This window comes from Micromonospora sp. 4G55 (assembly GCF_016803375.1).
The window spans coordinates 1-12,580 of record NZ_JAEVHN010000133.1 but is presented as its reverse complement, the minus strand read 5'-3'; the positions used below and the strand labels follow the sequence as shown (position 1 = coordinate 12,580).

Annotated in this window: 13 protein-coding genes and 1 pseudogene; 8 read left to right on the top strand and 6 right to left on the bottom strand. The window is 72.7% G+C overall.

The annotated features are described in order from the left end of the window. On the bottom strand, positions 1-309 hold a 309-nt coding region (locus tag JNW89_RS13900), incomplete at its 3' end, for a thiol-disulfide oxidoreductase DCC family protein (protein ID WP_238449252.1). Here JNW89_RS13900 and JNW89_RS13895 point away from each other — a divergent pair. The 4 genes from JNW89_RS13895 to JNW89_RS13880 all read left to right on the top strand — a co-directional run bounded on the left by JNW89_RS13895 (position 308) and on the right by JNW89_RS13880 (position 4,531). Next, positions 308-2,467 (top strand): intein-containing Rv2578c family radical SAM protein, encoded by a 2,160-nt coding sequence (locus tag JNW89_RS13895; RefSeq protein WP_306344861.1) that lies wholly within the window; start codon positions 308-310, stop codon positions 2,465-2,467. The genes JNW89_RS13900 and JNW89_RS13895 overlap by 2 nt on opposite strands. 24 nt (positions 2,468-2,491) lie before the next feature. Beyond that, positions 2,492-3,226 (top strand): hypothetical protein, encoded by a 735-nt coding sequence (locus JNW89_RS13890; RefSeq protein WP_238449251.1) that lies wholly within the window; start codon positions 2,492-2,494, stop codon positions 3,224-3,226. A gap of 20 nt (positions 3,227-3,246) precedes the next feature. Then, a complete protein-coding gene (locus tag JNW89_RS13885) occupies positions 3,247-3,654 on the top strand; it encodes a CoA-binding protein (RefSeq protein WP_088964111.1) in 408 nt (135 codons plus the stop codon). 124 nt (positions 3,655-3,778) lie between these two features. Further along, positions 3,779-4,531 (top strand): hypothetical protein, encoded by a 753-nt coding sequence (locus JNW89_RS13880; RefSeq protein ID WP_238449250.1) that lies wholly within the window; start codon positions 3,779-3,781, stop codon positions 4,529-4,531. Positions 4,532-4,543: 12 nt separating this feature from the next. On the opposite strand, the gene JNW89_RS13875 is transcribed toward JNW89_RS13880, so the two are convergent. Beyond that, positions 4,544-5,740, bottom strand: a complete 1,197-nt coding sequence (locus JNW89_RS13875) for an acyl-CoA dehydrogenase family protein (RefSeq protein ID WP_088964115.1) — start codon at positions 5,738-5,740, stop codon at positions 4,544-4,546. A 314-nt stretch (positions 5,741-6,054) separates the two neighbouring features. Here JNW89_RS13875 and JNW89_RS38085 point away from each other — a divergent pair, with 314 nt between their 5' ends. Further along, the gene (locus JNW89_RS38085; RefSeq protein WP_238449249.1) at positions 6,055-6,477 is read left to right on the top strand and encodes a DUF4190 domain-containing protein; all 423 of its coding nucleotides are present in this window, start codon (positions 6,055-6,057) and stop codon (positions 6,475-6,477) included. A gap of 12 nt (positions 6,478-6,489) precedes the next feature. Here JNW89_RS38085 and JNW89_RS13865 read toward each other — a convergent pair whose 3' ends face one another. Beyond that, positions 6,490-7,395, bottom strand: a complete 906-nt coding sequence (locus tag JNW89_RS13865) for an SDR family NAD(P)-dependent oxidoreductase (RefSeq protein WP_238449248.1) — start codon at positions 7,393-7,395, stop codon at positions 6,490-6,492. Positions 7,396-7,507: 112 nt separating this feature from the next. On the opposite strand from JNW89_RS13865, the gene JNW89_RS13860 reads away from it, so the two are divergent. Then, positions 7,508-7,984 (top strand): DUF4190 domain-containing protein, encoded by a 477-nt coding sequence (locus JNW89_RS13860; RefSeq protein ID WP_238449247.1) that lies wholly within the window; start codon positions 7,508-7,510, stop codon positions 7,982-7,984. A 40-nt stretch (positions 7,985-8,024) separates the two neighbouring features. Here JNW89_RS13860 and JNW89_RS13855 read toward each other — a convergent pair whose 3' ends face one another. Continuing rightward, the gene (locus JNW89_RS13855) at positions 8,025-8,981 is read right to left on the bottom strand and encodes a CoA ester lyase (RefSeq protein ID WP_088964118.1); all 957 of its coding nucleotides are present in this window, start codon (positions 8,979-8,981) and stop codon (positions 8,025-8,027) included. Between the two features lie 130 nt (positions 8,982-9,111). Here JNW89_RS13855 and JNW89_RS13850 point away from each other — a divergent pair. Continuing rightward, positions 9,112-9,935: pseudogene (locus JNW89_RS13850) on the top strand (SDR family NAD(P)-dependent oxidoreductase). Then, a complete protein-coding gene (locus JNW89_RS13845; RefSeq protein WP_238449246.1) occupies positions 9,932-10,225 on the top strand; it encodes a hypothetical protein in 294 nt (97 codons plus the stop codon). Before JNW89_RS13850 ends, JNW89_RS13845 begins: the two are co-directional and overlap by 4 nt. Before the next feature lie 24 nt (positions 10,226-10,249). Here JNW89_RS13845 and JNW89_RS13840 read toward each other — a convergent pair whose 3' ends face one another. Next, entirely contained in the window at positions 10,250-10,849 is a 600-nt protein-coding gene (locus JNW89_RS13840; RefSeq protein WP_238449245.1) for a hypothetical protein, read from the bottom strand. Next, positions 10,795-12,177 (bottom strand): APC family permease, encoded by a 1,383-nt coding sequence (locus JNW89_RS13835; RefSeq protein ID WP_238449244.1) that lies wholly within the window; start codon positions 12,175-12,177, stop codon positions 10,795-10,797. Before JNW89_RS13835 ends, JNW89_RS13840 begins: the two co-directional genes overlap by 55 nt. Positions 12,178-12,580: the final 403 nt, after the last annotated feature.

Here is a 12,580-nt window from a genome sequence, read left to right as displayed (position 1 = left end):
CCAGCGGTACGCGGGCCAGGCGGCAAGGCGGACGGGCGGGATGCGCAGCCCCGCGCCGGCCACCCGCCAGAGCGGACCGCTGTCGCTGAGCAGCCGGGCGATGGCGTCGGGACCGGCGGCGCGGGAGCCGTCGGCGCCGACCCACTGCACCGCCTCCTCGCACTCGGCCTCGGTCAGCCCGAGGGCGTCGAGGTCGGCGAACTGCCACGGCACCACCCGGGCACCGGTCGGGATGCGCCGCTCGATGAACTCGGCGCACCGGGTGCAGAACGCGCAGTCCCCGTCGTAGACGAAGGTCGACCTCTCCATGGCTCCATCCTCCACCCGCCGCCCGGCGGGCGGGAGCCGGTGTCCGGCGGGTCACTTGCACTCTCCTCGTACACATGTTCGAATGAGTGTCATGCGCTGGGAGAACCTCTCCGCTCCCCCGGACGAGGGGCATCCCGACGGGTCAGCGCCAGCGACTCCACCCCTGCCGCTGGCGCTGCCCGGCGCGATCGCCCGCACCTTCGACACCCCCGGCTTCGCCGGGATGACCTTCTACGAGGTGCAGGCCAAATCGATCATCAACAAGGTGCCGGGAGCGTCCCGCGTCCCGTTCGAATGGACGATCAACCCGTACCGGGGATGCAGCCATGCATGTGTGTACTGCGTCTCGGGTGACACTCCCGTGCTGATGGCGGACGGACGCACAAAGCCGATCAGCGAGTTGGAGCCGGGCGACCGGATCTACGGCACCGCGCAACAGGGGGCTTACCGCCGTTACGTCGTGACAACCGTTCTCGACAAGTGGTCGACGACGAAGCCCGCCTACCGCGTCACCCTTGAGGACGGCACCTCACTGATCGCCAGCGGTGACCACCGCTTCCTGTCGGAGCGGGGTTGGAAGTACGTCACCGGAGCGATGAACGGCCGCGGGCAGCGCGCCTACCTGACCACCAACAACCGCCTGATTGGCACCGGCCGCTTCGCGACCGGCCCCAAGGAGTCCGCCGACTACCGCCGCGGCTACCTCTGCGGCATGGTGCGGGGAGACGCTCATCTCGGCACCCACACCTATCCCTACGGAACCGTGCACCAGTTCCGGTTGGCGCTGATCGACGACGAAGCACTGCGAAGGACGGAGCGCTATCTCAGCGAGGCCGGTGTTGAGACACATCGCTTTTCTTTCTCCACCGCCACGCACAACCGGCAGGCGATGGCCGCCATCCGCACGTCGAAGCAGCGGCACGTCGAGATGATCAGCGAACTGATCCGGTGGCCTGCGGACCCAACCGACGACTGGCGGCTCGGCTTCCTCGCCGGCATCTTCGACGCGGAGGGAAGCTGCAGCCGGGGCGCGCTGAGGATCACCAACGGCGACGACGCGATCCTCGACCAGACGGCGGCGGGCCTGAGCCGGTTCGGCTTCACGGCCGTGCTCGAGGATCCGGGGCGACCCAATCGCGTCAGACAACTACGCCTGACCGGCGGTCTGCCGGAGCGGCTTCGCTTCTTCCACCTGACCAATCCCGCCATCACGCGCAAGCGGTCGATCGAGGGGGCCGCGCTGAAGTGTCAGGCCCGGCTCCGGGTGACCAGCATCGAGGCACTCGGGTTGGAGCTTCCACTCTGGGACATCACCACCGGCACCGGCGACTTCATCGCCAACGGCGTGGTGAGTCACAACTGCTTCGCCCGCAACACCCACACCTACCTGGACCTCGACGCGGGTGCGGACTTCGATAGCAAGGTGATCGTCAAGGTCAACGCCGGTGAGCTGGTCCGGCGGGAGCTGGCCGCCCCGCGCTGGCGCGGCGCGCACATCGCGATGGGCACCAACGTGGACTGCTACCAGCGGGCCGAGGGGCGGTACCGGTTGATGCCGCCGATCATCGAGGCGCTGCGCGACTTCGCCAACCCGTTCTCCATCCTGACCAAGGGCACGCTGATCCTGCGGGACCTGCCGCTGCTGCGCCAGGCCGCCGAGGTGACCCGGGTCGGCGTCTCGTACTCGGTGGGGTTCGTCGACGAGGCGCTGTGGCGGGCGGTCGAGCCGGGCACCCCGAGCCCGCGCCGGCGACTCGACGCCGTACGCGCGCTCACCGACGCGGGCTTCGAGGTGGGCGTGCTGATGGCGCCGATCCTGCCCGGGCTCAGCGACACCGACGAGTCGATCGACGCGACGGTGGGGGCGGTGGCGGCGGCCGGGGCGGCCAGCGTGACGCCGCTGGCGCTGCACCTGCGCCCCGGTGCCCGCGAGTGGTACGCGCACTGGCTGGCCCGGGATTTCCCGCACCTGGTGCCGCGCTACCGCGAGCTGTACCGGGCGGGCGCGTACGCGCCGCAGGCGTACCAGCGGGAGTTGACCGCGCGGGTGCGGATCGCGGCCCGCCGGCACGGGCTGCACCGGGGCGAGCGGGGCGACAACCGGCGGCTGCCGACGCCTCCGACCCCACCCGCCGCCGAACAACTCTCGCTCTTGTAGCCAGACCGGCCTACTGTGCGGCACGTGCGGGAGATGATCGACGCAGCGTTGCGCCGCCAACGGATCCTGATCGTGGTGGCGATCACCTTCGGGCTGCTGACAGGCGTCGCAGCCGAGGGGCTACGTGTCGTGGGCGGCCCGCTGACCCTGCTGGCCCTGCTGCCTCTGGGCTATTTCCTGTGGTCTGCCGTGGGGTCGCTCCGCCGGCCGCCCAGCGCCGCCGGCCTGCGGATCGACGAGCGGGAGCGAGTGTTGTACGCCGCGCCCCGGGAGGACGCCATCTTCGCGCCGGTGATGGTCGGCTTCTGGGCGTACCAGGCGGTGGACAGCTGGGCTCGGGCGGACGGCGACTCCTTCCTGGTGGCGCTCGCCGCCCTTTTCGCGCTGTTCACGGTCGGGTTCGCCGTCACCTTCTGGCAGCGGGCGCCCGGCGTGGAGCTGACCCCCGACGGGATCACCCACCGCCGCTTGGAGCGCCAGTGGTTCGTACCGTGGGCTGCCATGGACCCCACCGGACTCATCGGATCGCCGCGGGCGACGTGGGCGATCTCGCTGCCGGTCACCCGGCCGGGGCTGATCCGCCACGGCCGCGGGTGGGGGCGGGGTCGGCACGTGCTGTCGCTCCGCGATGTGGACGTGGCACCTCAACTGCTCGCCGCCACCATCCGTCACTACCTGGCGGCTCCCGAGGAACGCGCCGCGATCGGGACGCGTGAGGGGTACGACCGGTTGCGTCGTGCGCTCGGCGGCGGGGGCTGACCGGCGGTTAGAGTCGGCGGGTGCGTACCGCTCAGCAGATCCTCGCCGACTCGGCCGTGATCGCCGTCGTGGGCGCGTCCCGCGACCCCCGTAAGGCCGCCCACAGCGTGCCGTTGCAGATGCAGCGGTACGGCTGGCGGATCATCCCGGTCAACCCGACGGTCGACGAACTCTTCGGCGAGCGGGCGTACGCGTCGCTGGCCGACATCCCGCACCCGGTCGACCTGGTGGACGTGTTCCGGCCGGCGGCCGACGCCGTGCAGGTGGTCCGGGACGCCGCGGCGATCGGCGCGCCGGCGGTGTGGCTGCAACTGGGCATCGTCTCGGCGCAGGCGCGGCGGATCGCCGAGGAGGCGGGCATGGACTACGTCGAGGACCGCTGCCTGATCGTGGAGCGCGCCGCCGCCGGGCTGACCCGGCTGGGCTGAGCGGCCGGTTTCGGTCGGCCGGCCCGTCCGGCCCGAGATCAGATTGAGGTCGGCGTCCCCGGCTCCGAGCGCTGGCCGAGTCCGACAGTCCGGACTGCTGGCGGCCGAGCCGTACCCTGCGCCCATGCCTCTGCTGCGGACGCCCCGCCTGCGCCTGGCCCGGGACGGGCTCTGGTCGCGTCGGCTGCTCTCCCTGGTCGTCGCCGCGGTGGTCGCGGTGGCGGTGGCCGCGCCGCTGCTGGCGCTGTCCCGGTCCACCACCTCCGACGACTTCGCCCTCGTCGCCTGGCTGCTGCTCGGCGTGCACCAGCTGGGACGGCGCTGGTGGCCGCGGCGGAACGGCCGGCTGGCCTGGACCGCCCGGGTGGCCGGCCGGGACGCGGTCGAGCCGGGGCTGGTGGGCCGCCGGTCGCTGGCCGGCTGGACGGATCTGCTGGCGGACTTGAGCCTGGTGACCTGGACGGCGGTGGTGATCACCTCGTACTTTCCGGCGGACCGGGAGTGGGGCCGGATCGTGCGGACCCTGCTGGCCCTCGGCGCGGCGGCGGCCGTCGGCTGGACCGCCTACCGGGAGGCGCGGTTCACCGGCCGGTTGGCGCTGACCGCTGGCGGGGTCCGCTACGGCAGCCGGTCCTACGACTGGTCCAACATCGACCGGGTCAGCCTGCACAAGCGGGACGGCCGGCTGAACGGGGTACGGCTGCGACTCGTCCGGCGGGCGTCGCTGGAACCGGCGCCGGTGGTCGGTGGTCGGGACACCGCGGTGCCCGAGCAGCGGCTGGCGGCCGCGATCGAGGAGTACCGGTCGCGCCCGTACGTGCTGGCGGGCGGGCCGGTCACCGCGCCGGAGCCGGCTGCCGAGCCGGCCGGTCGGTGACCGGCGCACCGGTCAGAGCTTGTACTCCTTGAGCAGGCCCCGGGAGATGATGGTCTTCTGGATCTCCGAGGTGCCCTCGCCGATGAGCAGGAAGGGCGCCTCCCGCATCAGCCGCTCGATCTCGTACTCCTTGGAGTAGCCGTAGCCGCCGTGGATGCGGAACGCCTCCTGGACGACCTCGGCGCAGTACTCCGAGGCGAGCAGCTTGGCCATGCCGGCCTCGACGTCGTTGCGCTGGCCGGCGTCCTTGAGCCGGGCGGCGTTGACCATGAGCGCGTGGGCGGCCTCGATCTTGGTGCCCATCTCGGCGAGCTTGAAGGCGATGGCCTGGTGCTTCGCCAGCGGCTGGCCGAAGGTGCGGCGCTGCTGGGCGTACTGGACGGCCAGCTCGAAAGCGCGGATGGAGATGCCGCAGGCGCGGGCGGCCACGTTGACCCGGCCGACCTCGATGCCGTCCATCATCTGGTAGAAGCCGCGGCCGACCTTGTCCGCGCCGCCGAGGACGGCGGACGCGGGGACGGTGACGCCGTCGAGCACCATCTCGGTGGTCTCGACGCCCTTGTAGCCCATCTTGTCGATCTTGCCGGGGATGGTCAGGCCGGGCGCGGTCTCGCCGAAGCCGGGCTCCTTCTCCAGCAGGAAGGTGCTCATGTTGCCGTAGACCGACTCCGCGCCGGTGTCGGTCTTGACCAGGGTGGCCACCACCGACGAGTACGCCCCGTTGGTCAGCCACATCTTCTGGCCGTTGAGGACGTAGTTGTCGCCGTCGCGGACGGCCTTCGACTTGATCGCCGATACGTCGGAGCCGGTCTCCGGCTCGGACATCGAGAACGCGCCGCGCACCTCGCCGGTGGCCATCTTCGGCAGCAGCCGGGCCTTCTGCTCGGCGGAGCCGTGCTGGGAGATCAGGTACGCCACGATGAAGTGGGTGTTGACGATGCCGGAGATCGACATCCAGCCCCGCGACAGCTGCTCGACCACCAGGGCGTAGGTCAGCAGGGACTCGCCCAGGCCGCCGTACTCCTCGTCGATGGTCAGACCGAACAGGCCCATCTCCCGCATCCCGTCGAGGATGTCGGTCGGGTACTCGTCGGCGTGCTCCAGCCGCTGCGCGTGCGGGATGATCTCCTTGTCGGCGAACTCCCGGACGGTTTCCAGGATCGACCGCTGCACGTCGGTCAGGCCGGGCGTCTGGGCGAGTCTGGCCATCTCAGCCTCCGGGGGATCGGCGCATTACTCATGGGTAACTGAACGCTCGGTCAGTATCGGCCCCGGGACGGTCGAGGCCAAGGTGACCAGTCCACACAACCGCTGTGAAAAGGTTCACCGCTGCGGGTAGCGTCCGCAAGAGAGAGGCGCTGTGACCTGCGGCGGAGGAGGCGAACGGACGTGAGTCATCCACCACCCGGTGAGCCGGAGCAGCCGCCGTCGCCGTACGAGCAGCCGGGCCAGCCCTCCGGGCTGCCCCAGTGGGGCCAGCAACCGGAACAACAGCAGTGGGGCCAGCAGCCCGAGCAGCAGCAGTGGGGCCAGCAGCCGAACCAGGCCGCAGTGGGGGCAACAGCCTCGAGCAGCCGCAGTGGGGGCAGCAGCCCGAGCAGCCGCAGTGGGGTCAGCCGCAGGAGCACCAGCAGTGGGCGCAGCAGCCGGCGTACCCGCCGCAGGGACCGTACGGCCAGTACGGCCCGCCGCCGGGAGGCGGCGGCGGACCGAACACCATGGCGATCCTGTCGCTGGTCTTCGCCTTCGTCTTCGCCCCGGCCGGGATCGTCCTCGGCCACCTGGCGAAGCGGCAGATCCGGCGGACCGGCGAGGACGGTGACCAGCTCGCCACCTGGGGACTGATCCTCAGCTACGTCTTCACCGCGATCGGCCTGCTCCTCTGCTGCGGCTGGATCGGCCTCGCCATCTGGGCCAACTCCGACGGCGGCGGCGCCTACAACTGACCCGGGCGGGGGTCAGCGGAACTGCGCCTCGCGGACGCTGTTGCCGCCGTCCACCACCAGCATCTGGCCGGTGATGTACGAGGCGGCCGGCGAGCAGAGGAAGGCGATGGCCGCGGCCACCTCGTCGGGGGTGCCGGGGCGCCCGACCGGGGTGCCCATCCCCTGCTTGATCTCGGCCACCGTCGAGGCCGCCGTGTAGATGGTGCCCGGGGCCACCGAGTTCACGGTCACCCCGTCGGCGATCATCTCCATCGCCAGGGCGCGGGTCAGCCCGACCACGCCGGCCTTGGCCGCCGCGTACGCCGCCTCGGTGGGCAGCGCGTTCACCGGCCCGGCGGTCGCCGCCAGGTTCACGATCCGCCCCCAGCCGCGTTCGGCCATCCCACCGATGAAGGCGCGGCTGCACAGGAACGCGGTGGTCAGGTTCCGGTCGATCTCGCCCCGCCACTCGTCGTAGCTGAGCTGGGCCACCGGACGCAGCACCTCGGGGCTGGCCCGGCTGGCCAGGCCCGCGTTGTTGACCAGCACCTCGACGTCGCCGAGTTGCTCGGCCACCGCGTCGGCGAGCGCGCCGACCTCGGACTCGTCGGTGAGGTCGGCGACGAAGCCGGTGACGCCCAGCTCGCCGGCCCGTTCGTGGATCCGCCGGGTGGTGGAGACGATCGCCACCCGGGCGCCCAGGTCGGACAGCCGGCGGGCGGTCGCGTACCCGATGCCGTCGGGGCTGCCCGCGCCGGTGACCAGGGCGACCCGCCCGTCCAGCCGCATGGTGATCGGCTCGGCCACCGGCACCGGCTCGTCCTGGTCGTCCGGCCCGGCGGTGGCGACGGCGCGGGTGCGCCGGGCCAGGCCGGGGCGGCTCACGTCCCGCCTCGATCGGCTGCCGGAACGGTCGGCACCACGCGCGTCGATAGCCATGCCGAGATCCTGCCCGCTCGAGACGTCCCGGGCAACGCGGCACCACGGGGACCTCGGGTTTGTCCGGTCATGACTACCCTGACGGCGCACCCACACGCGACGGAGAGACCTGATGACCTATCCCCCACCGCCCGGCGGCTGGCACGACCCGTCGGCCGATCCGACCCTGCCCGTCAGTGGCCAGCCCATTCCCGCCCAGCCGACCGGGAAGGACCCGTACGCCCCGGCCGACCCGTACGCCGGCGCCGTTCCGGCCCAGGCCGGCCCGGTCGACCCGTACGCGATGGCCGGCTACCCGGCGGCCGCGTACCCGGGGTACGGCCAGCCGGTGGCGAAGACCAACGGCATGGCGATCGCCGCGCTGGTGCTCTCGCTGGTCGGCTTCGCGTCCTGCGTCACCGCGCCGGTCGGCGCGATCCTCGGCCACGTCGCCATGAAGCAGATCCGCCAGACCGGTGAGGGCGGCGAGGGCATGGCCAAGGCGGCCATCATCGTCGGCTGGATCCTGACCGGCCTGCTGATGCTGCTGCTCGCGTTCTACGTCGTGGTCATCGTGCTCGCGGTGATGGACGCCTCCAGCAACTCCTGACCGCCGGGCCGCCCCGGTCGCCCGGGGCGGCCCGACCGGTTCACTCGGAGGGCGGGGTGAAGCTGGAGGTGCGGGTCATCCCGGCGGCGCGTCCCTTGGCGGCGATCACCAGGGCCATCTTGCGGGACGCCTCGTCGATCATCTCGTCGCCGAGCATCACCGCGCCGAGCTTGCCGCCGGCCTCCGAGGTGTAGTGCTCGTACGCGTCGAGGATCAGCTCGGCGTGGTCGTAGTCGGCCTGGGCCGGCTGGTAGACCTCGTTGGCGGCGTCGATCTGGCCGGGGTGCAGCACCCACTTGCCGTCGAAGCCCAGCGCCGCGGAGCGCTTGGCCACCTCGCGGAACGCGTCGACGTCGCGGATCTGCAGGAACGGGCCGTCGATGGCCTGCTTGTCGTGCATCCGGGCGGCCATCAGGATCCGCATCAGGATGTAGTGGTAGGGGTCGCCCGGGTAGTCCGGGATCAGCGCGCCGACCACCAGCGACTTCATGTTGATCGAGGCCATGAAGTCGGCCGGGCCGAAGATGATGGTCTCGACCCGGGGCGAGGCGGCGGCGATGGCGTCGACGTTGACCAGGCCGGCGGCGTTCTCGATCTGCGCCTCGATGCCGATCCGGCCGACCTCCAGGCCCAGGGTCTTCTCGATCTGGGTCAGCGTCAGGTCCAGCCACTGCACCTGGGCGGCGTTCTGCACCTTCGGCAGCATGATGCAGTCGAGGTTCGCGCCGGCGCCCTCGACCACCTCGATGACGTCCCGGTAGGTCCACGGGGTGGTCAGGTCGTTGACCCGGACCACCCGGGTCTTGCCGGCCCAGTCGCCCTCGTTGAGCGCCGCGACGATGTTCTTGCGGGCGTCCGGCTTGGCCAGCGGGGCGACCGCGTCCTCCAGGTCGAGGAAGACCTGGTCGGCGGGGAGGCCCTGGGCCTTGCCGAGCATCTTGACGCTGGAACCCGGCACGGCGAGGCAGGACCGGCGGGGGCGACCGACTGCGGCCATAGGATGCGCTCCTTCCAGCGTCCGGCGGGCACGCCGACGCCACCTGGATGACGAGAACGAGAACTTAACGATCCCAAAGGGCGTTGTGACGCCACGGTAACCTCGTGCCGTGACCGGGGTGAATGGACCTGTGGAAGATCTCACTGGGCGTCGGACCGTGGTGGTGACCGGGGCCAGCTCCGGCATCGGCCTGGCCGCCGCGACGGCCCTGGCCCGCCGGGGCGACCAGGTCGTGCTGGTCGGGCGGGATCCGGCCCGTCTCCAGGCCGCCGGCGACCGGGTACGCGAGGCCTGCGGTGAGCGCCCCGAGCTGTTCCGCGCCGACTTCGCGGTGCTCGACGACGTACGCGGGCTCGCGGAGCGGCTGCGGGCTGCGTACGACCGGATCGACGTGCTGGCCAACAACGCCGGGGCGATCGTGCTGGAACCGCTCACCACCGTGGACGGCTTCGAGCTCTCCATGCAGGCCAACCACCTGGCCCCGTTCCTGCTGAGCAACCTGCTGGCCGACCGGATCGGCCGGATGGTGGTGACGGCCTCCGGCGCGCACCGCAGCGGGGCGCTCGACCCGGCCGACCTGAACGCCACGCTGCGCCCGTACCGGCCGATCCGGGCGTACGGCACCAGCAAGCAGGCGAACATTCTGTTCACCGCGGAGGCGGCCCGGCGCTGGCCGGACGTCCGGTCGTACTGCTTCCACCCCGGGTGGTGCGGACCCGGTTCGGGGCGGACAGCCGGCTGGTCGCCCTCGGCATGCGGCTGCTGCCGTTCCGCAGCCCGGAGCGGGGCGCGGAGACCCTGGTCTGGCTGGCCAACCAGGACCCGTCCCGGCTGGTCGACGGCGCCTACTACGCCGACCGGAAGCTGCGCCGGCCGCTGCGCAAGGCGGCCGACCCGAAGCTCGCCGCCCGGCTCTGGACGGCCAGCGCCACCGCCGTCGGCCTCGACGGATGAGCGCGCCGGACGAGGAACTCTTCCTGGTGGCGGTGGTCGACCTGGCACCCGACGCCGTCGACGCCGGCCACCGGTACGAGGACGCCGTGCTCGGGCTGCTCGGGCGGCACGGCGGCCGGCTGGAACGCCGGTTGCACAGCACCGACGAACGGACCGAGGTGCACCTGATCCGGTTCGCGTCGCGGGCCGGGCTGGCGGGTTTCCTGGCCGACCCGGACCGGCTGGCCCAGCGGGCGGCGATCGGCGACGCGGCGCCGACGACCCGGGTGATCGAGGTCCGCGACCGCTGACCGTCCACCGGGCGGCCGCGGCGGTCACTCGCTGAGGTGCACCGGGACGCTGGTGACGACCACCCCCGGCAGCGGCCGCAACGCCCGGCGCAGCCGCTGCTCGGTCCGGCTGTGCAGCGGGCGGTGCCAGCTGCGGCGCAGCACCACCTCCGGGACGATCACGGTCAGCACCAGCTCCGGTCCGGTGTCGTGCAGCGCCTCCAGGTAGTGCGCCAGCGGCCCGATCACCGCCCGGTACGGCGACACGATCGTCTCCAGCCGCACGTGGTCCCCCCAGGCCCGCCACTGCTCGCGGAACCGGTCCGCCTCCGCCTCCTCCGGCGCGATGTGCACGGCCAGGGTCGGCTGGCCCAGCGACACCGCGTACGCCAGGGCGCGCAGCGACGCCCGGTTGAGCCGGGCCATCGGGACCACCACCAGGTGGCGTACCTGTTGGGGCAGTTCCTCGCCCTCGGCGGGCCCGGCGGCGACGGGCGCGACCGGCGGCGGGTGCAGGGCCAGCGCGGCGTGCAGGTTCCGGTAGTGCCGGTGCACCCGGTGGAAGAGCAGCACCAGCAGCGGTACGGCGATCACCACCACCCAGGCGCCCTCGGTGAACTTGGCGACCGCCGCGGTGACGAGCACAGCCCGGAGAGCGTGGCGCCGACCGCGTTGACCGCCAGCCGGCCCCGCCAGCCGGCCCCGCGCCGGCGGCGCCAGTGCACCACCATCCCGGCCTGGGAGAGGGTGAAGGCGAGGAACACCCCGACCGCGTAGAGCGGGATCAGCCGCTCGGTGTGCCCGCCGAAGGCGATGAAGACCAGCGCGGCGGTCGCGGCGAGCGCGACCAGGCCGTCGCTGAACGCCAGCCGGTCCCCCATGTGCAGGAAGCGGCGCGGCGCGTGACCGGCCCGGGCCATGAAGAACAGCAGCCGGGGGAAGCCGTTGAAGGCGGTGTTCGCCGCCAGCAGCAGGATCAGCGCGGTGGCGGCCTGGATCAGGCCGTACCAGGGGCCGGTCGGGAAGGTGAGCCGGGCCAGCTGGGAGAGCAGGGTCTCCCCCGTCGTCGGCACCAGGCCGGCCAGGTGGAACAGCAGGGTGAGCCCGGCGAAGAGCAGCACCAGCATCGCCACCATCCAGCCCAGCGTGGTGCGGGCGTTGCGCCATTCGGGCGGGCGGAACGCCGGGACCGCGTTGGACACCGCCTCGATGCCGGTCATCGAGACCGCGCCCGAGGCGAAGGCCCGCAGCACCAGCAGCAGGCCGAGCCCCTCGGCCGCCGGCACCGCCGGCGGCGGCACCGGCGTGAAGCCGCGCCCGGCCGCCCGCAGGTAGCCGACCGCCAGCAGCGCCAGCAGCGCGACCACGAAGGCGTACGTGGGGAGCACGAAGATGTTGCCGGCGGTCCGGACCCCGCGCAGGTTCGCGGCGAGCAGCACCGCGATCACCAGCACCCCGAGCGGGACGGCGAACGGCGCCAGCCCGGGCAGCGCCGAGGTGACCGCGTGCACCCCGGCGGCCACCGAGACGGCCACGGTCAGCACGTAGTCGAGCATCAGCCCGGCAGCGGCGGTCAGCCCCGCCCCGGTGCCCAGGTTGTCCCCCGCGACGATGTACGACCCCGCGCCGTGCGGGTAGGCGTGGATGGTCTGGCGGTAGGAGACGCCGACGGCGATCATGAGCACCACCAGCCCGGCGGCCAGCGGCAGGGAGAGCCCCAACGCCGCGCTGCCGGCCAGCACCAGCACGGCCAGCATCGCCTCCGGCCCGTACGCCACCGAACTGAGCAGGTCGGAGGAGAGCACCGGCAGCGCCACCAGCTTGCGCATCCGCTCGTAGAGCACCGCGGCGCTGGACAGCGGCGGACCGAAAACGGCCCGGCGCAGCCGGGTCAGCGCCCGGCCGAACCGGGTGCCGGGCAGGTTGGCCGGTTCGGTGGCGACCAGTTCGTCCGGCTGCTCCCGGCGGAACATGGCGATCGGGGGCGAGCCGGCCGAAGCGGGTCGGGGTGGGACGCCCCCCGTGCCGGCCGAGGGCCGGGTCGATCGGCAGCTCGCCGGGGTGGTCGGTGCGCCAGCGGTCACCGATCCGGCGCAGGGTGCCCAGTTCCTCCGGGGCGAGCGGCGGGAACTCGGCCGACGGGGTGACGACGCTGCCGCTGTCGGCCTCGTCCTCGTCGCCCGGTCGCCCCGCCATCGCCATCACCCCCTCCGCACTCTCACGCGCGAGCGGCGGTCGTGGCGGCGGAATCGGCGTTCTCCTGCGAAGCGTCGACCGGTCAGCCGGGGGGGTGGCGCGGCGTCGGCGGGGGACCGGGGCCGGTGCGGGGCGGCGGCCGGCGCGGGCGCCACCGAGCACCACCACGGCCACCCCGAC

Excerpts from the sequence above, each read along its gene's own strand:
- JNW89_RS13865 (WP_238449248.1), bottom strand. The coding sequence starts at position 7,395 with ATGGCTATCGACGCGCGTGGTGCCGACCGTTCCGGCAGCCGATCGAGG.
- JNW89_RS13875 (WP_088964115.1), bottom strand. The coding sequence starts at position 5,740 with ATGGCCAGACTCGCCCAGACGCCCGGCCTGACCGACGTGCAGCGGTCG.
- JNW89_RS13880 (WP_238449250.1), top strand. The coding sequence starts at position 3,779 with ATGCCTCTGCTGCGGACGCCCCGCCTGCGCCTGGCCCGGGACGGGCTC.
- JNW89_RS13835 (WP_238449244.1), bottom strand. The coding sequence starts at position 12,177 with ATGTTCCGCCGGGAGCAGCCGGACGAACTGGTCGCCACCGAACCGGCC.
- JNW89_RS13845 (WP_238449246.1), top strand. The coding sequence starts at position 9,932 with ATGAGCGCGCCGGACGAGGAACTCTTCCTGGTGGCGGTGGTCGACCTG.
- JNW89_RS13855 (WP_088964118.1), bottom strand. The coding sequence starts at position 8,981 with ATGGCCGCAGTCGGTCGCCCCCGCCGGTCCTGCCTCGCCGTGCCGGGT.
- JNW89_RS13860 (WP_238449247.1), top strand. The coding sequence starts at position 7,508 with ATGACCTATCCCCCACCGCCCGGCGGCTGGCACGACCCGTCGGCCGAT.
- JNW89_RS13895 (WP_306344861.1), top strand. The coding sequence starts at position 308 with ATGGCTCCATCCTCCACCCGCCGCCCGGCGGGCGGGAGCCGGTGTCCG.